This is a genomic window from Dyella sp. GSA-30 (assembly GCF_027924605.1).
Classification (GTDB): domain Bacteria; phylum Pseudomonadota; class Gammaproteobacteria; order Xanthomonadales; family Rhodanobacteraceae; genus GSA-30.
In genome coordinates, this window is sequence record NZ_AP027042.1 from 3010840 (window position 1) to 3034490 (window position 23651).

The following is a 23651-nucleotide window of genomic DNA, read 5'->3' on the forward strand; positions in this document are numbered from 1 at the left end:
GCGATGCCGTCAGCGATCGACAGGCTTGCGACGAGCGAGCCGGGTACGGAACCGAATGAGGTCGCCGCGATAGTGCAGTTTCTCGTAGTCGATGGGCCGATTGTCGGCGGTGTAGGACGTACGCTCGATAAGAAAGATGGGGCTGCCCACATCCACCGCCAGCGCCAGGGCGACATCGTCGTTTGCGGCGGTTGCCTCGAGTTTGTATTCCGCTTCGATAAGCGGAATGTCATAGCGTTGTTCAAGCAGCTTGAAGATCGGCTCGGCGGCCAGATCATGCGAGACGATCTTCTCGCCGATCTCGCGCGGCAGATAAGTTTCGTCCAATGAAAGTGCCACTCCGCTGGCCAGGCGCACGCGCCGGATGCGCATGACCGATGTGCCCACGTTCACCGAGAGATTCCTGGCGACATCGTCGTCGGCCGCCACGATCGCGTGGTCGATGACACGCGCGGTTGCGACCAAACCCAACGAATCCATGTCTTCGACAAAGCCGGTGAGCTCGGTCATCTCCTGGATGATTTTGGGTTGCGCAACGAAGGTGCCCGTACCACGGCGAATTTCGACCAGACCGCGACCGGAGAGGTTCTCGATGGCCTTGCGGATCGTCGTCCGGCTGACCGAGAAGCGCTGGATCAACTCGTCTTCCGTGGGCAGCTGGTGACCGACGGGAAAGGAGCCATCACCGATGGACGAGGCAATTTCGGCCTCGACGACCGCATAAAGGGGTAGGGCAGATGGTGTCTTCATGTTTGACATCATGACATAGTGACATCATGATGTCTATCTCATCCCCCCTCCCCGGATATGTCGTGAACCCCCTGATCGAACGCTGCTCGCAGCTATTTTCCGCACCGCGCCAACATTGGGCCGCCCTTCCTCTTCGCCTGATCGTTGGCTTTGGTTTCATGCAACACGGCTACGCCAAGCTGGCGCGCGGACCCGATGACTTTGCGAACATCCTGCATGCGCTTGGCATGCCTTTTCCCGACCTGCTGGCTTGGGCAACCGTCGCCATCGAGCTGCTGGGTGGATTGGCCGTGCTGCTCGGCGCCTTGATTCCACTAGTCAGCATCCCGATGGCGGTCGTGCTGCTGGTCGCCATTTTTACCGTGCATCTGCCAAACGGCTTCAGCTCGATCAAGCTTCAATCGGTCACGGTTGCCGGAGCGCACTTCGGACAACCCGGCTATGAGACGGATCTGCTTTATCTGGCGGGCTTGATCGCCTTGGTGTTGGGAGGCTCTGGTCCGCTGGCAATCGACAGGCTTTGGCTTGGTCGGTCTGCTCAGTCCAATGAATGATGCGAGCGGCGCTCGGGCGCATTGAGAAACCTCTTATCCGTCGTTCCGATAGCTGGTTACGCCGAGCCCCGGCGTGACCAGCTTCGCGGTTGTAAAGCAACTTGCCCGCCGTAGGTGCCCTTTATTTGCTCAGCGCCTGGGCGACCTGGCCCATAAGAACGGCGAAGGGCATATCGAGCGCGGCATAAACATCCAGTGTTTTCGGATCGGCGTTGTCGCCCATGATCTCGACCATCAAGGTGGAGTAATCGGAAACTTCGATGCCCAGCGTATTCAACCGCGCCAGTCCCGCCTCGCGCTTGGCGGCCGAGAAGGTGCCGCAGGCATCGAGCGCGATGATGGGCTGGTAGCCCTCTTCGCGCGCCGAAATGGCGGGCAAGGATGCGCAGACTTCGAAGGAGAGGCCCGCGATGATCAGGTGATCGCGCTTGGTCGCTTTCACGGCCGCAACGAAAGGTGCGTAGTCCCATGCATTGACGGTGGAACGATCCATGATCTCGCCATTGCCAAGGACTTCTTTCAGCTCGGACGCCGTGGGACCCCACATGCTGTCGCGGGCAGTCGTCACTGCCACGATCGGCAAGCCAAGCACCTTGGCAGCTTTTGCCAGGCCAACTACGTTGTGCTTCAGGTCGCTCACGGTCATGTCGCGCACGCCGGTCATCAGGCCAACCTGGTGATCGATGAGCAGCACGGCGGTGTTGTCGCGGGTCATGCGGGTGCGTTGCGTGGTCATGTGAGTTCTCTCTGATTGGGGTGGGATGTGTGCCGTTTGAAGGCATAGTCATTCCGACAGAGAGGAAAAACTTAGACAAGACGAAAACAGCGTTTTTCGCTGGGATTCAACTTCCATGTTCTTGGACGATGAGTGGGTTAGATATTCGTCTTCCAACAGGTTGAACGCTGTGTCTACACGTCGGGATGGGCGAATGACTTTTTATGGCAGCGATCATGGCAAGCTATCCCGCAGTGACGCGGGTCAGTCCCGACTTGAGAGAAAAGCCATGCTCGACCTCAACGATTTCTACTTGTTCGTGCAGGTTGTCGATCGCGGCGGTTTTACTGCCGCGGCGCGGGTGCTGCAGGTGCCCAAGTCCACGCTGAGTCACCGCATTCAACAGCTCGAAGCGAGCCTCGGTGTGCGTCTGCTCAATCGAACGTCACGGCATTTTGGCACCACGGATGTGGGCAACGATTTCTATCGGCATGCCGTGGCGATGGTGCAACAGGCAGAGGCAGCCGAAAATGCGATCAAGCTTCGCCTGGATGAACCATCGGGATCGGTACGCTTCACTGCGGGTGTTGCGACGATGCAGTTTGCCGTCAGGGATATGCTCTCGAGCTTTCTGGAGCGTTATCCCAAGGTCGATCTGGTGGCTCACGCGACGGACCAGAATGTAGACATCATTGGCGACAACTTCGATGTGGCCATCCGGGCGCACTCCGATCCGTTGCCCGACTCGGGCCTAGTCCAGCGCACACTTGCTCCCAGTCCGTGGTTTCTGTTTGCCGGAGCCGCTTACGTCGACAAGCATGGCATGCCCATGTCGCCTGACGATCTGGCCGACCATCCTTCGCTGTTCATGATGCGCACGGGTGTGCTGCCTCGATGGCGGCTACGCCACGTCGCGGGTACTCGTCCCGATGTCGTCGTATCGCTTTCGCCACGTCTGGTCAGCGACGACATGGTGAGCTTGAAGCAGGCTGCGGTTGAAGGCTGTGGCATCGTCGCGCTGCCCGGATACGTGTGCCGCGACATGGTAGCGACAGGGAGCTTGCGCCGCGTCCTGCCGGAGTGGCTTGCAGGCGAATCCACGATCACTGCGTTGCTGCCTTATCGGCAGGGCCTGTTGCCGTCAGTCCGGGTGTTCCTGGAACACCTGGCTACCGAATTTCCCAAAGTCGTGCTCATGTAGATCAACAGATGCGCCCGGTGCCGTCATCGAGGGAGAGCTTCTCCAATGGGACGCGCCGCCGCTAGAAAGAACTGACCGCCATCGATGCTCGACAGGGTGACGTCAGCAGATCGGCCGGCAGAAACAACCAGCGCGTTCCCGGCCTCAAGGGACACGGCCTCTCCATCCAGCACGACATGGATATTGCCCCTGACAGCGTAAATCCAGGCCTGCCGACTCTGTGGCAGCGCATGGGTGAATGCACCATCGGTGCCGAGAGTGCCATCGAGCATGGTCATGTCTTCGGGTGTGCCACCCGCACCCTGGACGCCACCGGTCGCACCCACCATGACGCGAACGCGGTGATCCTTTCCGGTGATGATCGGCATCGCCGCTGCCTGGACGTGCTGTGCGCGTGGAGGCTCACCCTTCAGTCGGTGGGGCAGGTTGACGAAGATTTGCAAGGCGTGGATGCGGGCGTCGGCGGCGGGCCGTTCTTCGTGGGCGGCACCACGGCCCGCGGTCAGCCAGTAAAGATCGCCCGGTTCGAGCGCGACGTTATGGCCGAGCGAGTCACGATTGAGGAACTGCCCCCGGGTGTCTTCAAAGAGAGCGCTGACGGCGGAGATGCCGGTATGAAGATGCGGCTCGAAGGTCGGTGCCGTCATCACGAAGTGGTCCACCATGAGCAGCGGATCCATCGCGCCGCCAAACATGTCCTGGGTGAAGTGCTGCGCGTGGAAGCCTTTGCCGATGACTTGCGATTTTCCGGAGACAGGCCGACCGAGGCGCGTCTTCTCCTGCGATGGGTGCTGCTTTTGCTGGCTCTTGTTCATCCCGTCCTCTTTTTCCGTGGGCTTTTCAAAGCCTAGGTTCAAGCCGGACGGGGGAGAAGTCGTGCGTCATGGAACGCAGGTTCCAATAGGTGGGACGATCATGAGGAAAGAAGCGCTTTCAGGAGCGTTGCCCCCTAAATCGTCATCCCGGCGCAGGCCGGGATCCAGTGACTTCGGTTGCCGGTTTTCGCGATAGAGCAGATGCTTGTTGACTCTCGCGATAACCGATTGCAAAACCACTGGATCCCGGCCTGCGCCGGGATGACGATAGGGGGAACTGAGGGGCAACTCATTGGATGCAGCGTCCAACCCCATGCGCTTCAAGCTGAAACCGAGTCTCTCTAGAGTCCGCCTTACATCGAAAGCGACATAACGCTCAATCCACCCAGTAAAAGGCAACACGACATGACTGATCCAGTGGCATCACATTCGTTTCCACGTGTGCCCGCGTCGTTTTTTGGCATCGTGCTTGGACTGGCGGGCTTGGCCAACGACTGGCGGGCGGCTCATGTGGTCTGGGCGCTTCCAGCCATCGTCGGCGAGGTACTCGTTGCGATCACCGTGCTCGCATGGCTGCTGATCACCGTGCTGTACGGATGCAAATGGCTTGTCGCCCCCGCCGTTGCAAAAGAGGAAGCCGTACACGCCGTTCAATGCTGTTTCATTGGATTGGCTGGTGTCGCCACGATGCTCGTCGCTCAAGGCGTCCTGCCTTACTCCCGGCCCGCAGCAATCGCCTTGCTCCTGATCGGCGCTGCCTTTACGGTCTTCTTCGGTCTCTGGCGCACGGGTGTTCTTTGGCGGGGTGGGCGCGATCCAGCAGCGACCACGCCGGTGCTCTATTTGCCGTTGGTCGCCGGATGCTTCGTATGCGGGATCGTCCTGGCAAGCGTGGGTTGGCCGGAGTGGGGGCAACTGGCCTTTGGCGGCGGATTCTTTACGTGGTTGGCGGTAGAGTCCGTGCTGCTTCATCGGCTTTACACCGCACCGGCTCTCGCGCCTGCCTTGCGGCCTACGCTGGGCATTCAGCTCGCGCCTCCCGCGGTCGGTGCGGTTTGCTACCTGTCGGTGAGCGGCGCTCATTCCGACCTGGTGGTGCACATGCTGATTGGCTATGCCTTGCTCCAGGCCCTGCTGCTCATTCGGATGAGCCGCTGGATCGCCGAACAACCCTTCGGTGCATCCTATTGGGCGTTCACGTTCGGCGCGACGGCATTAGCTGGCGCAACCATTCGCGTATCGATCGGCGATCCGCACGGCGCCATGGCCATGCTGGCACCGGTCCTGTTCGTTCTGGCAAACGTGCTTGTGTTGGGTATCGCGGCCGGGACCATCGGGTTGCTAATTACGGGTAGGCTGTTTCCGCCTGCGCAAACGCCCGCTTCGCCGATACCCACAGTGCCCCAGAAAGCCACCTGAAATCGTTGCAGGGCGGGCAAACAAAAAAGCCTTGGAAACAGTCAGTTTCCAAGGCTTTTTGGCTGGTATGAATTGGTGGAGCGGAGGAGGATCGAACTCCCGACCTTCGCATTGCGAACGCGACGCTCTCCCAGCTGAGCTACCGCCCCACGAAGCTCCAATCATATCAACCCTCACGATTCCTGCCAATATCGGTTCCGGCAGGCACCCACAAAGGCGCGCCAAGGGTTTGTCGGGGTTGTTGCCTCATCCTCTTGAAGGATGGGATGGCGCGAAAACCGTCGATGACCGAAACGAATTTCAGGAGGGAAATTGTTCTCAGGAAGGCATTAGGGGCAATCTGAGGGCAGCGACGGACGATGGAGTTCCCCCTGACGCGCACCAGCAAACAGGGTGAACGTTTGGAGGCGCCCGCATGAAGTGGCTCGACAGCATCTGAGTAACGTGGTGGAGCACTTGCGGCATCACCGTGTGGACCATCAAGACAATCCACTGCGACTCAAACCTGTCACTATCACGCGTCGGTTCCAAGTCCTCGGCGCCGTCTACAACGCCGCGGTCCAAGACAAAACGTCGTGTTTCATGGATGTGCTCAATAGAAGAAATAAAGCCGGGACCATATTCCCTGTTGGGCCCTATGGTGTGGAGCTTGGGTGGCTATCGGGACGACCGGTTGTTGTCTCGCCGATCATGACGGTGCCAGTGAGCCGAAGATGAGATAAAAGGCCGCACTTATGCGGCCTTTTTTGAAACTGGATTTGTTCGTGGGCTTACTGCGGCAACCCTTCTCGCTTGATCCCTGGAATAGGGATGCCAAGCGCTTTCATTTGCTCATAGGGATTCATGAATTCCCGATTCTGCTTGATCTTGCCGTCTTCCATGAGGAACGAGTGGATAAAGTGGTTCGCGTAGTAGCCGGGTGGATACCCTGGGAACAGGATCTTACCTTCGCCGTCGCATTCAACCCAAAACCGGTTGGGGTCTTGAGTCTCGTAGATTTGAATGTTCTTCCACTCCCAATCGGGGAAGCATTGGAGTGACCATACGCCATGGGCTTTGAGCCCATCGTGCCCCTTTGAAATGATGGGCATGCCGGTGTCGTTGGTCCACAGGCCACCACTGCCGTCCTGGGTGAACAAGAGATAGCGGGTAAGCCGGCCCTCGCCCCGTCGGCTCATATAGTCCTCTACGACACGGCGGTTGCGCGATCGGAGGTCATCCTGCGCTGCAGCGGGTTGGAGTTCGGGGGAAGTTGCCATCAGTCGCTCCTTTGATGAAGATTCGAAAACAGGTGAGCCGGGTCCTACGGGCGCCAACGGCTGAGAACCCCTCGTCCAACAATGGCCGCAGCCCCGGATACACGGATGGGGCCAATTGAGGAAAGATTGCCCTCGACCACGGTATGCATGACCGATTTGCGCCCCATTTCGACGCCCTGCCAAATCTCGATCGCCGTGCCGAAGTCGAGGAGGCCATGGCGAATGAGGTGCAGCGCGAGAGGTCCCGCTGCGGAGCCTGTGGCCGCATCTTCGGCGACCCCATAGGCGGGTGAAAACATACGCATCCGCCAGTGATCCTGGTCACGGGCAAAGCAATTGGCGGCCATGTCTTCGAGCGTCGCGAGAACGCGCAGATCGGGCTTCAAGGCCGAGAGCGCGTCACGGTCGGGCAGGCCAACGAAGACATGTCGAGGCCCATTGCGGTAAATCTCCACGGGTAACGTGGAGTCGGTCAGGCCGAGGCCTCGAAGTAACGTTTCAGCATGTGCATATGGTTCCCAGGTCGGGATGGGCTGAACCATGCTTGCGGTGCGCAGGCCGCCCTGATGATCCCGATCAAGGCGAAACGGAACCGTCCCCATCGCGGTTTCAAGGGAAAGCGACGCCTTGTCGCATTTGTTGCCCAGAACGATGGCCGTGCCCAGCGTGGGATGACCGGCGAAGGGCAGTTCATTGACGGGGGTGAAAATGCGAACATGAAAATCGCCGTCGGCAGATGGGGGAAACACGAATGTCGTTTCCGACAGGTTCAACTCCCGGGCAATGCGTTGCATGTCCGTAGCCTCCAGGCCGATCGCGTTGACGAAGACCGCGACGGGGTTGCCTTGGAAAGGTGTCTCCGTGAACACATCTGCGATTTCGTAGTCCATGGGCCTCACGGTTGCAGTCTCCGGTGGGTCCAACCGCCATCTGTGGCGTCATAGCGAAGCCGACGATGAAGCCGATCGGATGAGGCTTGCCAAAACTCGATCGCGACGGGCTGCAAGGCATAACCCACCCAACCATCGGGGCGTCGGAGGGCATCGGGTGTCTCGCCCAATTGGCGAGCGAGGGCACGCAAGGCGTCTTCACTGCCCAGGGGAGCACTTTGGTGCGAGGCGATGGACATCGCGTAGGTGGCGGGTGAGCGACGCGCCCAAAGGGCATCGGACACGTCGCCCGTTACGCAATTGGTTGGCCCCGATAGGATGATCTGTTGCTTCGTGTCATGCCAATAGAGGACACCGGAAGCCCATTGGGTGAGGGCGATCTCGCGTCCCTTTTGGCTGCTGGCGTGAGAGGTGAAGATGAGTGCCCGCTCGGTAACTTCGAGTAGATGCACCATGCGATTGGACGCGTGGCCCCGTTCGTCAGCGGTGGCCAGTGCCATGGCACCGGGCTCTGGAACTTGGCGCAGGCCAGCGGCTTTGAGCCATGCGCGCAGGATGCCGAGGGGTTCGGATGGAGGGGCGTCGAACACGCATCCATCCGGAGGGGCCACCGTGGCGGTGTCATACTCTGTCATAGCGCGTTCTCAAGATGATTGTCGACAGCGATGGGCTGGGAATTGGGTGGCGGCGAGTGCATGGCGGTGGAGACAATGACGCCTTGGTCGATCAGTACCTCAACGTCGAACGTGGTGCGCCAGGTGGGTGGGTAGCCAATGAGTTCCGTTGCCCGATTGGGTGGCAACGGTTGTGTGAGAAATTCGGGCGAATTCCAGACAACCACGGCGCCCCAGAGGTTTTTGTCTGGATCAGACATCCAGAACTTGGAGCGCATGCCTTGGATCGCTTCCCAGGGAGCGACCCCTTCATCATTCAGGTATTGACGAAGGGACTCGATGGTTTGGGTGGACTCAGTGAGGTTCCACCAACTGATGGTTGCGATCATAGAGCGAGCACCCGTTTCATACTGGAAGCCATGATGTCGACGCCACGCTGGGTTAGGAGCGATTCGGCGTGGAATTGAATTGAAGCGAAGCGCGGTCCACGAAGCGCATGCACCTCATTCGATTGCGTATCGCGGCTGACTTCGATGCGGAGGTCGTCGCGCACGCTGAAGCAGCTGCAATCGCACTTGGCGACAAACGTGTTGTAGAAGCCCACAAGCTCAGTGCTACCAAAGAAGTCGATTTCGCGCTGGACACCCTGATTGGGCTCATGCCTCTGCACCAGTTCAAGGCCCAATTCGATGCACAGAATTTGATGGCTGAGGCAGACAGCAAAGAAGGCTTGTTGGCGGGCAAGCATCTGCCGCATCACGTCGCGCATACTGACGATGCGGGGATCACAGGTGTCCCTGGGATCTCCTGGACCGGGGCCCAAGACGGCAAGATCGTAAACCTCTTGCAGCAATCCCGGGTCGCAGTAGCTTTTGACGGTGACATCGAAGCCGATGGCTGTCAGCTGTTGAGCGAGCATGGCGGTGAATGCATCTTCCGCATCAACGATGAGAACCTTCTGGCCTTTGAGGGAGGCATCAACGCGGATCCGGTCTTCGGCTTCGGTGAGCCAGAAGTTGGCAATAGCACCATTGCGTTGGCTCAGCGCCGCCTGGACCTCCGGCGAGTTGGCAAAACCGCGATTGGATCGATGGCCGAGAGCGGCCAAAAGGGCCTTTGCCTTCGCCCGCGTCTCCGCTGCCTCAGAGGACGGATCGGAGTGCCGGACGATGGTGGCGCCCACGCTAATCGACATTCTGCCCGCTGCGTTGATTTCTGCCGTGCGGATCAAGATGGCCGAGTCCATCTGGTCCGCACCCTCTTGATCTCGCCCGATCAAGGCGAGAGTGCCAGCGTAGTAACCGCGGCCCGTAGGCTCATTCCGCGCGATCACGCGGCACGCGTTTTCGATGGGGCTACCGGTGACGGTCGGTGCGAACAAGGTCTGACGCAGGATGAAACGCGGATCGGCCGACGTGCGCCCCTCAATGAAATACTCGGTGTGGGCGAGCCGAGACATCTCCTTGAGGAAGGGACCAAAGACCCGACCGCCACGTGGGCAGAACTTGGCCATCATTTTGAGCTCTTCATCGACCACCATGTAGAGCTCGTCCTTTTCCTTGGCATCCGCCAGAAAGCTCATCACCCCGGATAGCGTCGGACCGGACGCGGGGTAGCGGTAGGTGCCACTGATCGGGTTCATCGTGGCGGTGCCATGATCCAGGCTGATGTGCCTCTCGGGGCTGGCGCCAATGAAGGTGCGATCACCCGTGTGAAAGAGGAAGATCCAGTAGGCGCCGGTCTCCTGTTGCGCAAGCCGGCGAAAGGCGGCGAGGGCAACGGCGGGCGCATAATTCGTGAAGTCAGCCGTGAACGTGCGTTTGATGACAAAGTTAGCGCCTTCCCCGCGACCGATTTCATCGTCGATAACTTGGCGCACGATTGCCTCGTAGGCGGCGTCATCAATGTCAAAGTCACCCGTCGAGACAGTGGAGTCGACCAGCGGGATCGCCTCCAAGGCTTCCACCAATGGGTATTCTTCACGATGGGTGACATGCATGGCTTGGAGTTTTTCTCCGCCATCCAGGCAGCAGTAGCCACGCTCTCGCAATTGGGCATAGGGGACTAGGACCAGCAACTCGTCATCCACGGTGTTCAGCGGAGGAAGATCCGAAAAGCACTCATGGTGATGGACTTGGCCGGCCAGGAGTTCCAGTGTCGGGGTTGAGCCTCGTTCCAGTCGCCACAACAAGGCATAGGCCTCATAGCCGACGGTTCCACCGACAATCTGTTGCAGCAGTGAAGTTTTCATCCCAGTGCCTGCTCGGTCGTGAGGACCACTGCACAGCAGCGAGCGGCATGGTTGAGCGCCATCATGTGATGATCCAGCGAGAAATCCGCAGTCGCATCCGCCACCACGAACGTCTCAATGTCATTGGAAAACGACTCAATTGCAGTGGTCAAAACACCAATGTGAGCGTAGACGCCGCCGATGATGAGCTGATCACGGCCCGCCTCTCGCATCCGATCCCGGAAATTTGAGTTCCAGAAGGCGCTGTAACGCCACTTGGTCAACAGCCAGTCGTCTGGATCGGGCGCGAGCTGGTCAACGACCGCGCGATCTGCGGGATCCACATGCATCCCGGCGCCCCAGAAGTCTTTGAGCAACCCCCGTTGGTCCGACGTCATTCCCCCGGGTTGGGCGGTGTAGGCCACCGGCATACCCGTCGAGACCGCGTAGTTGCGCAATGTGGCTGCATTCTCGATCAACCGCGCATCAAGCCCGGCCTCGGCGAACGGGCGCAAGAAGTATCGCTGCATGTCATGAATGAGCAGCACGGCCCGATTCGGGTCAATGGACCACCGAGCAATGTTCTTCGGCAGTTGGTGAAGGGTTGGCAAGGAGTAGTGCTGAATGGAGGGAATGCCGCTCATGTCGTCGCCTTGCTGAAAAGTTGGAGGCGCATCAGAGCGCACCAGCGAGACTCAGATTTTTGCGCTCATCGAGGGACGCCGATGGCCGAGTAGCCCGGTTCGCGGATGCAATCAACATCGAAAGCTCCATTGCCTGCTCGTAATTCAAACGAGGATCGACGGTCGTTTTATAGGCACGACCAAGGTCAGTCTCGTCGAGGGACCGAGCACCGCCCAGGCACTCGGTGACGTCCTCACCCGTCATTTCGAGATGAACACCACCCAGTCGTGTTCCCTCACTGGCGTGGATGCAAAACGCTAGATCCAGCTCGTCCCTGATCTTCTCGAATCGACGGGTCTTGTAGCCGTTTTGGGTGGTCTCGGTGTTCCCATGCATGGGATCGACAACCCACAGCACTCGCCGTCCCGCATTACTGACCGCGCGCAGGATGGGGGGCAACGCCTGCTCAATGTGATTGCGGCCCATTCGCGTGATTAGCGTCAGGCGGCCAGGCTCATCCGATGGGTTTAATCGATCAATCAGTCGCAGCAGATCGTCAGGTTGCAAGGTGGGGCCGATCTTCACCCCTATGGGATTGCTGAGGCCTCGGAAGTATTCAACATGGGCACCTTCGAGGGCGCTTGTGCGCATGCCCAGCCAGGGAAAATGGGTCGAGAGGTTATACCAGCCACCCCGGTGCGGCACTGCCCGGGTCAATGCCTCCTCGTAGTGGAGCAGAAGACCTTCATGTGAGGTGTAGAAGCCGCCATGAAGGCGGTCTTCGACGATGTGTCCACCGAGCGTCTGCATGAAACGGAGAGAGTCAGCGATCTCATCCACTGCGCGTCGATATTCGACGGCGCTCGGGGACTGATCGATCCAGTCCAGTCGCCAGAATTCTGGACGGCGCAGGTCGCCAAAGCCACCCTCGACAAGCGCTCGCGTGAAATTGAGTGTCAATGAAGAGAAAGCGTGGGCTTGGAACATCCTTTCCGGGTCGGCTTCTCGGCTGATGGGATCGAAGTCGAGTCCGTTGACGATGTCGCCGCGGTAGCAGGGTAGCGTCACACCGTCCCGGCTTTCGATGTCGCTTGAGCGTGGTTTTGCATACTGGCCAGCGAAGCGACCAAGCCGGATCACCGGCTGCTTCAAGCCGTGGGCAAGGATAAGGCCCATCTGGAATAGCACTTTGAGGCGATTGACGATGATCTCGTTGGTGCAGTCAATGAAGCTTTCCGCACAGTCGCCGCCATGAAGCAGGAACCGGCGGCCTTCCTGCGCTTCGGCAATAGCCCATTTGAGTTCGAGTATTTCGCCGGAAGTGACCAGTGGCGGCAGCTCGCGCAGCCGCTGCCCAACTTGCGCCAACCTCATCTCATCCAGATACCTTGGCTGCTGAAGCGCCGGCCGACTCCGCCACGAGTCAGGGGACCAGTTCTCGTCAGATGTCGTCGCAGTCGATGAAGCAACCATCGCGGTGACCTCACTGTGATGCAAGGATGCTTATGCAGCACCCCGCTTGAACGTCGTTGGGTTGCCACCATCGAACGCCCTGAACGATGTTCAGGCTGCAACACAGTGGCTGAGCCTTTGGTCGTCGAGAGCTGTTCAACAATTGCAATGAATGCCACGGCTCAGCGGGAAGGTAAGGTTGCATAAACCTTTTGCCCTGATCGGAGAGCCCGGTCGATATGAAATTAGCAAAACAAAATTCAACGTTTAACCGTATAAACCACGTAACTCATCGTTTTGCTCTCGGGTTAGTTTGCATGGCGACCGGCGTTGTGAGTGCTGCAGCCGGTTCCCCACAAACCTAAACTTAGGAGAGAGCATCATGTCTCATCTGGCGCAAGCCACGATTGATGAATCGGCGACCGTCGAAATGCCGCCGCATTACGCACTTTTGCAAATGATTACCGGCTATTGGGTAACCCAGGCGCTCTACGTCGTTGCGAAGTTGGGCGTCCCCGACGCCTTGGTGGCAGGGCCGCGTCCTGTCGAGGAGATCGCCTCGGCGACAGCAAGCCAACCGGACTTGCTGCGGCGATTGTTGCGTGCGCTGTCGAGCATCGGCGTCTTCACCGAAGCGCAACCTGGCGCATATGCCCTGACGCCGATGGCGTCGCTGCTGCGCACCGATGTACCCAATTCCATGCGCCCGCAGGCCATCATGCACGGTGAAGAACAATATCGCGCCTGGATTGACACGCTTCACAACGTGAAGACCGGCGAGACCGCTTTTGAAAAGCAGTTTGGCACGAGCTACTTCGGCTATCTGGCAGGCGCGCCCGAGGCTGACCGGGTTTTCAATGAAGCACAAGCTGGTTATACCCGGGAAGTCGCCGGCGCCGTGGTGGATGCCTATGACTTTTCAGGTGCTGGAACGGTAATCGATGTGGGCGCCGGTTATGGTCCCTTGTTAACCACCATTCTCAAGCGCAATCCAGGCGTCAAAGGTATTTTGTTCGATCAGCCGCACGTCGCCACGGCAGCTGGTGATTTGCTCAGCAAAGCAGGGGTAAGCGATCGGTGTGTTGCACAAGGCGGTGATTTCTTCGCCTCCGTGCCTGCCGGAGGCGATATCTACATCCTGTCTCTGTTGCTACATGATTGGAACGACGAGCGAAGTGCAACCATCCTTCGCCACTGTCGCCGTGCCATCGAACCGAATGGGAAGCTCCTCATCGTCGAGCTGGTTCTGCCCGATGGCGAAGCGCCCTTCTTCGGGAAGTGGCTCGATCTGCATATGGCGATTCTTCTTGGCGCACGGGAGCGAACGGCAACGGAATTTCAAGTCTTGCTGTCATCGTGCGGATTTCAGATCAATCGCATTCTCTCGACGCCGACCGGCATGAGCATTGTTGAAGCGGTACCCATTTGATCGAAGAACCGTAGAAATTACCGATGCCGCTGCGAGGTAGGTTCACTAACGTAAAGACTCTCTCGGTCAGCGGAAGCTGTGCGAGGTGATCCCCGTGAGCCAGCTCACACCGACCATCAGTGGTTAATCAACGAAGGAAATGATCATGGCAAAGAAACAGGCTGTCATTCAGGCGGATGAGACCGTGACCTTCATCAACGTGTTTGATGTCGATCCGGACAAGCAGCAGGAATTGATCAAGGTGCTCAACGAGGGCGCTGCAAAAGTCATCAGCAAGCGCCCAGGCTTCATCTCCGCGAGCATCCTGGCAAGCAAGGACGGCACGCGGGTGGTGAATTATGCGCAGTGGCGTTCGTTGGACGATATCAAGGCAACGCGTGAAGATCCCAACGCTGCGCCTTTCGCCAAGAAGAGTGCCGAGCTTGCCAAGGCCACGCCGCACGTTTACACGGTTTCGTCCGTCCATAGCGTCTAACTCGCTGCAAATCGCTGCGGGATGCCGGTTACCGGCTCCCGCTCAACGAGGGCGGGTTCCCACGGTCACCTAAGTTCTTCAGGAACGGCAATCATGGCGAACACTCAGTCGAAGATCGTGATTGCCGGTGCGGGCATCGGCGGCTTGTCATGTGCGCTGGCGCTTCATGCGCGTGGCTTCTCCAACATCACCCTTCTTGAGGCCGCGTCTGAATTTCGGCGTGTCGGTGTCGGAATCAATATTCAGCCGCTTGCAATCGCCGAATTGGCGCTTGTTGGATTGAATGATCAGTTAGATCGCTTCGGCATCCGAACCCGCGCACTGGACTATTGTGACTCGCATGGCCAACGCCTCGGCACGGAGTTGCGTGGCATAGGCGCGGGGCATCGGTTTCCGCAGTATTCGCTTCATCGCGGCGATCTGCAGCACATGCTGCTGGAGGCCGTTCGAGATCGCCTGGGTGATCAAAGCATTATTCGGGGCGCCCGAATTGACCGATTCCGCGAGGAGAAGGACGGGGTCATCGTCGAGTCGAGACATGCGACGTCCGGCGCTCAGCGGACCCTTATTTCGGACCTGCTCATCGGTGCAGAAGGTTGGCGTTCCAACGTCCGAGCTCAATTGCATCCCGAGGCGATGGCAGTGAGGCATGCTCGTGTTCAAATGTGGCGAGGTGTCACTGAGATCAACGAGTTTCTGGATGGTGAGACGATGATTGTTGCCAACGACAATCAGACTCGCCGGCTCATTGCTTATCCCATCAGTGCCGCCCACAGATCAGAAGGCAAGGCCTTGATCAATTGGGTTTGCCTCGTCCCCGATGCATTGCTTCCTGCGAGCGCGCTGAATTCACCCGTCAAGGAGCGGGCGTCAGTAGAGGAAGTCCTGGATCAGTACAAACACTGGCGGATGGAATGGCTTGATCTAGAGAAGCTATTGGGTGGCAGCGCCAACGTCTATCGCGATTCCATGGTGGATCGAGAGCCGCTAACGTACTGGGGGACTGGGCGCGTCACGCTATTAGGCGATGCTGCTCATCTCATGTATCCGGTCGGAGCACATGGGGGCTCACAGGCGATCCTTGATGGATTCACGCTGGCGGATGCGCTCACCGAATCTGACGACGTGACGAGTGCGCTTCGCTGCTATGAGGCCGTGCGTCAACCGGCCACCAGCCAGGTGGTTCATGCCAATCGCGATCGCGACGCCGCCGAACGCGCCATGGCTGATCGGTCGGAGCAGGAGAAGGCCGCCGCTTTGACCAACATTACCCAAACCTATAACGCCATCGTCGAGCGTACCGCGTGAACGTCTGCGCCAGGTGGCGCAGGAAGTAGCGTGGGTTGTGCAGGCGAGCGTAACCCTGAGGAGTGACCTCGTGAATCACCATGACCAAACGCATCTAGACAGCACACGATTCGATGCAATCGTGATCGGTACGGGCATCGCCGGCATCTACATGTTGCACAAGCTGAAGAACGAGCTCGGTTTTACCGTCCGAGCGTTCGAGAAGGGCGGTGGTGTCGGTGGTACGTGGTTTTGGAACCGCTACCCAGGGGCTCGATCGGACACCGAAAGTTCCGTCTACCGGTACTCGTTCGACCAGGAGACCTATCCGGACTGGAAATGGCATCGTCGCTACACCGATCAATCGGACATGTCCGCCTATCTTAATGCGATTGTCGATCGGCACCATCTGCGTGAGCACATCCAGTTCAACACCGCGATCGTGTCGGCCATCTTCGACGAAGAGACCGCCGAATGGGCAGTCGAAACCGCCAATGGCGTTGTGTTTCACTCTCGATACTTGGTCACGGCAATCGGTGTCTTGTCTAAGCGTAATATCCCCGAGTTCAAGGGCACCGAAACTTTTAAAGGGCTCCAAGTGCACACTGGCGCTTGGCCGGAAGGGCTGTCCCTGGCCGGGAAGCGGGTGGGCATCATTGGCACCGGCTCCACTGGGGTTCAGTTTATTCCCGCTGCGGCGCGCGAAGCGGCTCATCTCACTGTCTTCCAGCGATCGGCCCAGTATTGTGTGCCTGCAGGTGAGAACCGAATGTCCGAGGAGTTCGTGGACGTCTACCGGGCCAATTTCCAGTCTTACTGGCAGGGCATTCGAGGTTCCCGGATCGCTTGCGGTTTTGAAGAAAGCGCGGTGCCGGCGATGAGCGTGGCTACCGAAGAGAGACAGCGCATCTTCCAGCAGGCGTGGGACGCAGGGAACGGTTTTCGGTTCATGTTCGGCACGTTCTCGGATATTGCCATCGATCCCGCCGCAAACGAGGCGGCTGCCTCCTTCATTTGCGGCAAGATTCGTGAGATCGTGAAGGACCCCGAGACAGCGAAGAAGCTGTGCCCCACGGAGCTCTACGCCAAGCGCCCAGTGTGTGCAGACGGCTACTACGAGACTTTCAATCGAGACAATGTGTCTCTGGTCGATTTGAAAACAAATGCCATTCGAGAATTCACCCCAGCCGGAGTGGTGACAGAGGACGGAATCGAACATCCGCTCGATGTGCTCGCCTTTGCCACGGGCTTTGAATGTGTGGAGGGCAGCTACCTGGAGATGAACATTCGCGGACGCAGCGGGGAGGCACTGCGTGACCACTGGAAGGAAGAGCCGACCAGCTATCTGGGCATCACGGTGCATGGATTTCCGAATTTATTCATGGTGCTCGGCCCCAATAGTGCGTTTAGCAACTTGCCGCCGAGTATTGAGACCCAGGTCGAGTGGATCGCTGAACTGATCGGGCATGCCGAGCGGGAAGGGATTGCCACAGTGGAAACGACAGTTGAAGCCGAAGCGGGCTGGACCGAGACATGCAAGCAGATCGCGGCTTATACCCTCTTTCCACAAGTCAAGTCCTGGATCTTTGGTGCCAATCTTCCGGGCAGGCCCAATCGAGTCCTCTTCTACTTCGGCGGCCTGGCGGGTTACCGTGAGACCTTGGACAATATCCGCGTAAACGGTTTCGCTGGTTATCAGTTGCCCACGAAGGCATCCAAGCACGTCGCCGAAGAAGAGGCAGCGACCTAGGGCCTATCTCTTAGTCAGAAAAATCGAGTTGAAGTTGTAGAAAGCCCCGTGTTATCCAACACGGGGCTTTCTATTAGGGGTTTTTTACGGTGTTGACGGTTTCGATGTGATTGCCGAGCCGTTAGTAATATGAGGCTTGGTTCAAGATTTATCAAAGTGGTCAACGGTCATTTGAATAAATCTAACGAACGGCCAATTGACACCATGGCAATACTATTGTCTGATCCGGTCGCAGCACCTCGATTGAGCAAAGAGGGCCGATACCTAAATGACGTGATCGGCCTTGGATCGCGGTGGCGTGGGATCGAAGGGATGGGATGATGCGTTAAAGCCCATCGGTAATTCGATTTCTACACGTCGCGTCTTCACATTGCGGTGGTTGATCCATTCGGCGAGCAGCTGGCGGGCCGACTGGGCAAGTCGTGCATCGCAAGAACGTGAGCTATTCGTAAGAGTTTCGATCGGGCATTCCGGAGTGAATGACCCATGGATTTTTGTGCCTGGAACTCGGCTTGGGCATCGTGATGGCGGACGCTGACGGCGCGGTGAAGTCCGTCGAGGATGTACTCAACTCAGCGCAAGGACATGGAAGATGAATCAGACAATCAGCAAAGCATTTGCGCGCATGATCGATCAGATGCCGGGTGCCTGTGGATGTAAGAATGAGCATTCTGTATTTATCTGTGCGAATGAAGAATTTAAAGCGATAGCAGGGTTGCGTTCGGGTGATTGCATTGTTGGAATGACCGATTTTGATTTGCCTGGCGAGATGGCGTTTCATGCAAAAACGTTTCAAGAACAAGACAGATATGTATTAGAAAATCAGGTGCCGATTACAACTTTTAACGTATACCGTATGAAGTGTGCGAGGATAAATGCGTATCTTGTCAATAAAAAGCCATTTTTTGATCAAGAGGCCCAGGCGCGCGGTATCTTGATGCATTTGACAGATATGTCTGCGCTGAATGTTGGCCTCCTGGGTCCTTACCACCAAGAGTCGGGCAGAGTGTTCGGTGGTCACCGTTCACCACTGGGGGTGAGCTACGTCATCGCGGGAGGGGATACAGATTTGGATATCACTCGACGGGAATATGAGGTGTTGTTCTTCCTGCTGCGCGGCGCGACAGCGAAGCGCATCGGTCAGTTTCTGTCGATTTCGTCCCGGACGGTCGAGCAATATGTGACCATCTTGAAAGAAAAGTTTGAAGTACTAACCAAGCAGGAGCTGATCGAGAAAGCCATCTTGATGGGCTACTACTACGTCATGCCGGACTCAGTTTTACGCGTCGTCCGAAGTGATGTTGGTGAGGTTCGTTCGGTGCTACGAGGTAGGGCGCATGCCCCTGTCATAGTTTGATGCCTCAGTGAGGAGGCGATCGCCTTCTAACGACGTGCCAAAATCGACTGCGGTAAACCTTCAGTTGCGATCGCGTTCCCTGACCTTGGAATGGGGCGGATGATGGGCCAGGTTAGCCTCGGCGCGATCTTCTGCCTAAATAATTCGAAGTTCTTGCTCTACACCATTCCAAAAAACCGCACACTTGCGACATGCGGTTTGAGCATCCATGTGAGCGTCTGTCGGAATGACGTGCGGGGCATGCGACGTGACCTTGGCCAGTTGTTTCCTTGCCAACCCAACAATGCTCGATCTCGTACCGATGCTGCCGGTCTTTCCAAAGCAAGAGCGACCGAGCGGGCGTTGAACCTGCCTGCGCGTTCTTCCGTCAGCTTCGCGAATGGTAAGTCTTGTTGAATGACGGAATGGGGCACGGATGCAAGTAGAAGCTGCCTTCAGAACAGCATTCGCGCAGCTCGCCTATGCCTCAGCCACGATCGAATTCTCGATCCCATTCGCCTGCAACGCCTGCAGGTGGATTGCCACGTCGTCGCCATGAGATGCGACATGAAGGGATTATGAATGGAGGCATGGACGTCTAGACGTCTCATCGCATGAAGTTCTTTGGCGAGTCACGGGATCGTAACTTTTGCACTGCATCATTTGCGCACTGACGCGCAGATTCGCACGATCCAGGGGGAGTTATCGGCGTCGCGCTCTTCGCGCGTGTGCTGGTGCCACGCCGCATGTCGGCGTCATTCCTGTTGAACGCCCACCCCGGGGCGATCTGCGCTAAGCATTGTTGTAATTCGATGCCGTAGTGGCTTGGCCGCTTTGGCGAGCATTCTTTGCGCGACATCACTTGAGGAACTCCATGATTTTCGATCAAAGCAGAGCGTTTCGGTTGCCGGCGACGCCTATCCATTCCGAGCTCGAAGAGCTTTCTGTGCGTGGAGGGACGCATTCGCAGCGCAAGCTCGCAGGCGCGGGTGGCAAGGTCAAGCTATTGGCCGCGAGCGTACTGACCGTGTTGAGCGCCATAGCGCATGCGGGCGGCAGCGACATGCCGCAGGCGCCGGTCTCAGTGACGACTGCCACCAGCGGGACCGCGGCAACCGGCGGCACGCCGGACAATGCCACCCAGGACACCGCCAAGCAGCTCGATGTGGTGAGCGTTTCGGCGAAGAACAGCACGCGTTCGGCGGTGTCGCTGAGCGGCTCGGAGATCCAGAAGATCCTGCCCGGCACCAGTCCGCTGCAAGCGATCCAGACGCTGCCTGGCGTGCTGTATCGCACTGCCGATCCGTGGGGCAACAACGAGCAGAATGCATCGCTGTTCGTGCATGGCTTCAACGGCCAACAGCTTGGTTACACCATGGATGGGATCCCCCTGGGTGACCAGCAGTACGGTAACTACAATGGCCTGACGCCACAGCGCGCGATTATCAGCGAGGACATCAGCAGCGTCACCTTGTTCTCAGGCGCCGGCGACCTGGCCACCGCATCCACCTCCAATCTCGGCGGCAGCGTAGCCACCTTCTCCAGCGATCCGGCGGCTGAAATGGGTGGTCGCTTTTCGCAGACCATCGGCAGCCACGATGCCACGCGCACCTATGCGCGCTTCGATACCGGCCGCTTCGCCGGCGACAATTCGGCCTATGTCTCGGTAATGCACCAGGATCAGCGTGCATGGGATTTCCGTGGCCATCAGCGCGGCAACCAGCTTGACGGCAAGTTCGTGCATCACGACGAGCACGGCACTTTCACTTTTTTTGCCGACTATTCGGACAAGACCGAGCCGAATGAGGACTCCATCTATCACGGCACGGTGGCGGGCCAGGGTGGCATGCCATACACGCGCGCCTTCATGTATCCGGATTTCCAGCAGGCGCTGAACTATCTCGGCGCCAATGGCGCGCCGCCGGCCGCGGACGGCAACAACTACCGCAACTACTATAGCGATGCGCAGCGTACCGATTACCTCACCTACGCCAAGTACGAGTGGAACCTTAGCGATTCGCTGACCTGGTCCAACCAGGTGTATTTCCATCACGACGATGGCGCCGGCGTCGTGGCCGGGCCGATCCAGGTCGCCGGTCTGCCTGCGCTGTTCGCGGTGTATTTCCCGAACCAGAATCTGAAGCAGGTGTTCGGCGGATCCGGTTATGCGATCCGTACCACCGAATACGATATCAATCGCCGCGGCTGGCTGTCCGCAGTGAACTGGAATACCGACACCAACGAACTAAGCACGGGCGTTTGGTGGGAACACAATCAGGTGTCGCAGGACCGGCGCTGGTATCCGCTCGACGTGAACAATCCGGGTGCTTCTACACCGTATTCGCGGCCGAACAATCCGCTGATCACCCAGTATGAAGACAAGGCACGCAGCGACGTCATTCAGCCCTACGTGTCCGACCTGTGGCGTGTTGCGCCGGACATCACGCTGCAGGCCGGCTTCAAGTCGAGCTTCCAGTACGCCGACGGCTGGTACCCGGTCGAGCCGTTGCCCAATTCCACCGTGGGTGTGACGCAATACCCCAACGGCACCATCAACAGCCACAAGGCTTTTCTGCCGCAGCTCGGTGCAACCTGGGAGGTCAGCGCGCACGACGAGCTGTTCTTCAATGCGCAGCAGAACATGCGCCAGTTTGCTACCGCCAACAACCTGTCGCCATGGAGCCTGGGCAGCCAGCAGGCATTCAATATCTTCAAGCAGACGGTGAAGCCTGAAACGGCGTGGGTGTACGAACTTGGCCTGCGTTCACAGCATGATTTTGATGTCGGTCCGTTCACCGGCCTGGATAGCCAGGTCAGCGTCTACCACGTGAATTTCTCCAACCGTCTGCTGCAGATCAGCCCGACGCCAGTGATTTCCTCGATTGTCGGTGGTGCATCGATCATCCAGAACGTCGGCAGCGTCACCACCGATGGCGCCGATCTCGCCGCGACGCTGCATATGGGCGAGCACTTCAGCATCTACGACGCGGTGTCCTACAACCACTCCAAGTACGACGACAACTATTTCAGCGGTACAACGTTAGTGCCGACCGCTGGCAAGAAGGTGCCGGGCAGTCCGGAATGGATGAACAAGTTCATCATCAGTGCGAACTACGGACGCTTCACCGGGCAGCTGAGCGGTGACACGGTGGGCAAGGTTTACGCGACCTATACCAACGACCTGTCGATATCGGGTTATTTCTTGATGGGTGCCCAGCTCAGCTATGCGTTGCCGCTGGACAGTTTCCTGCACGATGCCAAGCTCAGCCTGAACGTGACCAACGTGACTGATCGCAAGGGTAACTACCAGGTGGTGGTGGGGGCCGCTTCGGGCACCTACAACACTTACCCGATCGCGCCGCGGCAGTGGTTCCTCACCTTCTCGACGAAGATCTGATAGGACGCTCTATCAGGCATTCGCGACATAGGTAGAGATTCTGTCGTTCCCAAGTTGTCCTGCTGGCTTAAGGGCGCCTCGATATCCTTCGAGGCGTTCTTTCGAGTCAAGGACGAATCGTTGCGACAAGCCCAAGCGCCTGCACGACGGAGCAGGCGCCGATATGGCTCATGTCGGATTTCAAACCCACGGAGGCAAGACATGCGACACGTTGTTTTGATGATTGCGGCCGTATGGGCGACCTGCGCGATGACAGCTCACGCAGCAGAAAAGCCCCTGGCGGCCAAGGTGCTGGTGATCGGTCATCGTGGCGCCAGCGCGCTGCGCCCGGAGCATACCCTCGCCTCATACGGCAAGGCGATCGCCGATGGCGCCGATTTCGTCGAGCCCGATCTGGTGATGACCAAGGACGGTGTGATGGTGGCGCGCCACGAGAACGAGATCGGTGGCACTACCGATGTCGCCAGCCATCCCGAGTTCGCCAGCCGCAAGACCAGCAAGGTCGTGGACGGTGAGACCATCACAGGTTGGTTCACCGATGACTTCACCCTGGCCGAGCTGAAGACGCTGCGGGCGCGCGAGCGACTGCCGCAGTTGCGCGGCACGAAGTACGACGGCGAGTTCCAAATTCCCACCATGGACGAGATCATCGACTTTGTCGCGGCGGAGTCGGCGGTGGTCGGCCGGCCGATCGGCATCATCCCGGAGATCAAGCACAGCACTTACTTCCAGAGGCTGGGTCTGCCGATGGAGGACAAGTTGCTCGCCACGCTGGCGGCGCACAGCTATACGCGCACCGCACCGGTTGAGATCCAGTCGTTCGAGATCGCCAATCTCAAATACCTGCACGAAAAGCTGGGTGGTGCGCAGGCACGTCAGAAGCACCCGAATATCCGCTTGCTTCAATTGCTGGCGGATCTGCCCGAAAGACAGACTTACGATGTGACTGCCGCGGGCGGCAAGCTGCGCTTTGCGGACATGATAACGCCGACTGGCTTACGCCAGATCGCCAGCTACGCCGATGCGATCGGTCCGTCCACACGCATGATCATTCCACTCAAGGCGGACGGCACCCTGGGCCAGCCCACCGCGCTGGTACACGACGCACATGCCGCTGGACTGGAACTGCATCCCTACACGTTCCGGCCGGAGAATCAGTTCCTGGCCAAGAACTTCTGGCAGGGCAGCGATCCGAAGACGTTCAACGAATCGGGCTCAGTTGCTGAGATCCGCGCTTATATCGACGCCGGCATCGACGCGTTTTTCACCGACGATCCGGCCATCGGTCGCGAGGCGCTCGACAAGCGCTGATACTTATCGGGAGCAACCGGGTATTTGCGATCAAGTTGGGAGCGGGCGATCCGCATGCGGATTGCTCGCTTCTATCGCGTCGCTAACCGCTCCGCAGTGCTGCAGATCTTTACCGTGTCGATGTACCGAAAGCAGAGCGACGT

Annotated in this window: 20 protein-coding genes and 1 tRNA gene; 10 read left to right on the plus strand and 11 right to left on the minus strand. The window is 58.4% G+C overall.

Features of this window, described 5'->3' with window-relative positions:
* Window positions 1-9 precede the first annotated feature (9 nt).
* Window positions 10-750: a GntR family transcriptional regulator gene (locus QMG46_RS13105; protein WP_281848273.1), complete on the minus strand. Its 741-nt coding sequence runs from the start codon at window positions 748-750 to the stop codon at window positions 10-12.
* A gap of 62 nt (window positions 751-812) precedes the next feature.
* Here QMG46_RS13105 and QMG46_RS13110 point away from each other — a divergent pair, with 62 nt between their 5' ends.
* Window positions 813-1304, plus strand: a complete 492-nt coding sequence (locus QMG46_RS13110) for a DoxX family protein (RefSeq protein WP_281848274.1) — start codon at window positions 813-815, stop codon at window positions 1302-1304.
* A 121-nt stretch (window positions 1305-1425) separates the two neighbouring features.
* Here QMG46_RS13110 and QMG46_RS13115 read toward each other — a convergent pair whose 3' ends face one another.
* Window positions 1426-2040: an isochorismatase family protein gene (locus tag QMG46_RS13115; RefSeq protein WP_281848275.1), complete on the minus strand. Its 615-nt coding sequence runs from the start codon at window positions 2038-2040 to the stop codon at window positions 1426-1428.
* A gap of 268 nt (window positions 2041-2308) precedes the next feature.
* Here QMG46_RS13115 and QMG46_RS13120 point away from each other — a divergent pair, with 268 nt between their 5' ends.
* Entirely contained in the window at window positions 2309-3220 is a 912-nt protein-coding gene (locus QMG46_RS13120; RefSeq protein ID WP_281848276.1) for a LysR substrate-binding domain-containing protein, read from the plus strand.
* 23 nt (window positions 3221-3243) lie between these two features.
* Here the strand turns inward: QMG46_RS13120 and QMG46_RS13125 are convergent, their stop codons facing one another.
* Window positions 3244-4035 carry a pirin family protein gene (locus QMG46_RS13125; protein WP_281848277.1) on the minus strand — a complete coding sequence of 264 codons (792 nt, stop codon included), beginning with the start codon at window positions 4033-4035 and terminating at the stop codon, window positions 3244-3246.
* Window positions 4036-4440: 405 nt separating this feature from the next.
* On the opposite strand from QMG46_RS13125, the gene tehA reads away from it, so the two are divergent.
* On the plus strand, window positions 4441-5454 hold the full coding sequence (gene tehA / locus QMG46_RS13130; RefSeq protein ID WP_281848278.1) for a dicarboxylate transporter/tellurite-resistance protein TehA: 1014 nt from the start codon (window positions 4441-4443) through the stop codon (window positions 5452-5454).
* Between the two features lie 73 nt (window positions 5455-5527).
* Here the strand turns inward: tehA and QMG46_RS13135 are convergent.
* From QMG46_RS13135 to QMG46_RS13170, 8 genes are all read right to left on the minus strand, one after another.
* Window positions 5528-5603 (minus strand) — tRNA-Ala (locus QMG46_RS13135).
* Window positions 5604-6224: 621 nt separating this feature from the next.
* Window positions 6225-6713, minus strand: coding sequence for a PhzA/PhzB family protein (locus tag QMG46_RS13140; RefSeq protein ID WP_281848279.1), 489 nt, complete (start codon window positions 6711-6713; stop codon window positions 6225-6227).
* A gap of 44 nt (window positions 6714-6757) precedes the next feature.
* Window positions 6758-7603: a PhzF family protein gene (locus QMG46_RS13145; protein ID WP_281848280.1), complete on the minus strand. Its 846-nt coding sequence runs from the start codon at window positions 7601-7603 to the stop codon at window positions 6758-6760.
* A gap of 5 nt (window positions 7604-7608) precedes the next feature.
* Entirely contained in the window at window positions 7609-8193 is a 585-nt protein-coding gene (locus QMG46_RS13150; protein ID WP_281848281.1) for a pyridoxal 5'-phosphate synthase, read from the minus strand.
* A gap of 41 nt (window positions 8194-8234) precedes the next feature.
* A complete protein-coding gene (locus QMG46_RS13155) occupies window positions 8235-8606 on the minus strand; it encodes a hypothetical protein (protein WP_281848282.1) in 372 nt (123 codons plus the stop codon).
* A complete protein-coding gene (locus tag QMG46_RS13160) occupies window positions 8603-10468 on the minus strand; it encodes an anthranilate synthase family protein (RefSeq protein ID WP_281848283.1) in 1866 nt (621 codons plus the stop codon). Before QMG46_RS13160 ends, QMG46_RS13155 begins: the two co-directional genes overlap by 4 nt.
* Window positions 10465-11091 (minus strand): isochorismatase family protein, encoded by a 627-nt coding sequence (locus QMG46_RS13165; protein WP_281848284.1) that lies wholly within the window; start codon window positions 11089-11091, stop codon window positions 10465-10467. Before QMG46_RS13165 ends, QMG46_RS13160 begins: the two co-directional genes overlap by 4 nt.
* A 31-nt stretch (window positions 11092-11122) precedes the next feature.
* Entirely contained in the window at window positions 11123-12544 is a 1422-nt protein-coding gene (locus QMG46_RS13170) for a class II 3-deoxy-7-phosphoheptulonate synthase (RefSeq protein ID WP_281848285.1), read from the minus strand.
* Window positions 12545-12905: 361 nt separating this feature from the next.
* Between QMG46_RS13170 and QMG46_RS13175 the strand changes: the two genes are divergently transcribed.
* The 7 genes from QMG46_RS13175 to QMG46_RS13205 all read left to right on the plus strand — a co-directional run bounded on the left by QMG46_RS13175 (window position 12906) and on the right by QMG46_RS13205 (window position 23508).
* The gene (locus QMG46_RS13175; protein ID WP_281848286.1) at window positions 12906-13952 is read left to right on the plus strand and encodes a methyltransferase; all 1047 of its coding nucleotides are present in this window, start codon (window positions 12906-12908) and stop codon (window positions 13950-13952) included.
* Window positions 13953-14097: 145 nt separating this feature from the next.
* A complete protein-coding gene (locus QMG46_RS13180) occupies window positions 14098-14427 on the plus strand; it encodes an antibiotic biosynthesis monooxygenase family protein (protein WP_281848287.1) in 330 nt (109 codons plus the stop codon).
* Between the two features lie 93 nt (window positions 14428-14520).
* Window positions 14521-15735, plus strand: a complete 1215-nt coding sequence (locus QMG46_RS13185; RefSeq protein WP_281848288.1) for an FAD-dependent monooxygenase — start codon at window positions 14521-14523, stop codon at window positions 15733-15735.
* A 70-nt stretch (window positions 15736-15805) separates the two neighbouring features.
* A complete protein-coding gene (locus QMG46_RS13190) occupies window positions 15806-17464 on the plus strand; it encodes a flavin-containing monooxygenase (protein ID WP_281848289.1) in 1659 nt (552 codons plus the stop codon).
* 592 nt (window positions 17465-18056) lie between these two features.
* On the plus strand, window positions 18057-18821 hold the full coding sequence (locus QMG46_RS13195; protein WP_281848290.1) for a PAS and helix-turn-helix domain-containing protein: 765 nt from the start codon (window positions 18057-18059) through the stop codon (window positions 18819-18821).
* Between the two features lie 853 nt (window positions 18822-19674).
* Window positions 19675-22197, plus strand: a complete 2523-nt coding sequence (locus QMG46_RS13200) for a TonB-dependent receptor (protein WP_281848291.1) — start codon at window positions 19675-19677, stop codon at window positions 22195-22197.
* 249 nt (window positions 22198-22446) lie between these two features.
* Entirely contained in the window at window positions 22447-23508 is a 1062-nt protein-coding gene (locus QMG46_RS13205; protein WP_281852891.1) for a glycerophosphodiester phosphodiesterase, read from the plus strand.
* The last annotated feature ends 143 nt before the right edge of the window (window positions 23509-23651 follow it).

Excerpts from the sequence above, each read along its gene's own strand:
- QMG46_RS13105 (WP_281848273.1), bottom strand. The coding sequence starts at position 750 with ATGAAGACACCATCTGCCCTACCCCTTTATGCGGTCGTCGAGGCCGAA.
- QMG46_RS13115 (WP_281848275.1), bottom strand. The coding sequence starts at position 2,040 with ATGACCACGCAACGCACCCGCATGACCCGCGACAACACCGCCGTGCTG.
- QMG46_RS13120 (WP_281848276.1), top strand. The coding sequence starts at position 2,309 with ATGCTCGACCTCAACGATTTCTACTTGTTCGTGCAGGTTGTCGATCGC.
- QMG46_RS13125 (WP_281848277.1), bottom strand. The coding sequence starts at position 4,035 with ATGAACAAGAGCCAGCAAAAGCAGCACCCATCGCAGGAGAAGACGCGC.
- tehA (WP_281848278.1), top strand. The coding sequence starts at position 4,441 with ATGACTGATCCAGTGGCATCACATTCGTTTCCACGTGTGCCCGCGTCG.
- QMG46_RS13140 (WP_281848279.1), bottom strand. The coding sequence starts at position 6,713 with ATGGCAACTTCCCCCGAACTCCAACCCGCTGCAGCGCAGGATGACCTC.
- QMG46_RS13145 (WP_281848280.1), bottom strand. The coding sequence starts at position 7,603 with ATGGACTACGAAATCGCAGATGTGTTCACGGAGACACCTTTCCAAGGC.
- QMG46_RS13155 (WP_281848282.1), bottom strand. The coding sequence starts at position 8,606 with ATGATCGCAACCATCAGTTGGTGGAACCTCACTGAGTCCACCCAAACC.
- QMG46_RS13160 (WP_281848283.1), bottom strand. The coding sequence starts at position 10,468 with ATGAAAACTTCACTGCTGCAACAGATTGTCGGTGGAACCGTCGGCTAT.
- QMG46_RS13165 (WP_281848284.1), bottom strand. The coding sequence starts at position 11,091 with ATGAGCGGCATTCCCTCCATTCAGCACTACTCCTTGCCAACCCTTCAC.
- QMG46_RS13170 (WP_281848285.1), bottom strand. The coding sequence starts at position 12,544 with ATGGTTGCTTCATCGACTGCGACGACATCTGACGAGAACTGGTCCCCT.
- QMG46_RS13175 (WP_281848286.1), top strand. The coding sequence starts at position 12,906 with ATGTCTCATCTGGCGCAAGCCACGATTGATGAATCGGCGACCGTCGAA.
- QMG46_RS13180 (WP_281848287.1), top strand. The coding sequence starts at position 14,098 with ATGGCAAAGAAACAGGCTGTCATTCAGGCGGATGAGACCGTGACCTTC.
- QMG46_RS13185 (WP_281848288.1), top strand. The coding sequence starts at position 14,521 with ATGGCGAACACTCAGTCGAAGATCGTGATTGCCGGTGCGGGCATCGGC.
- QMG46_RS13195 (WP_281848290.1), top strand. The coding sequence starts at position 18,057 with ATGAATCAGACAATCAGCAAAGCATTTGCGCGCATGATCGATCAGATG.
- QMG46_RS13200 (WP_281848291.1), top strand. The coding sequence starts at position 19,675 with ATGATTTTCGATCAAAGCAGAGCGTTTCGGTTGCCGGCGACGCCTATC.
- QMG46_RS13205 (WP_281852891.1), top strand. The coding sequence starts at position 22,447 with ATGACAGCTCACGCAGCAGAAAAGCCCCTGGCGGCCAAGGTGCTGGTG.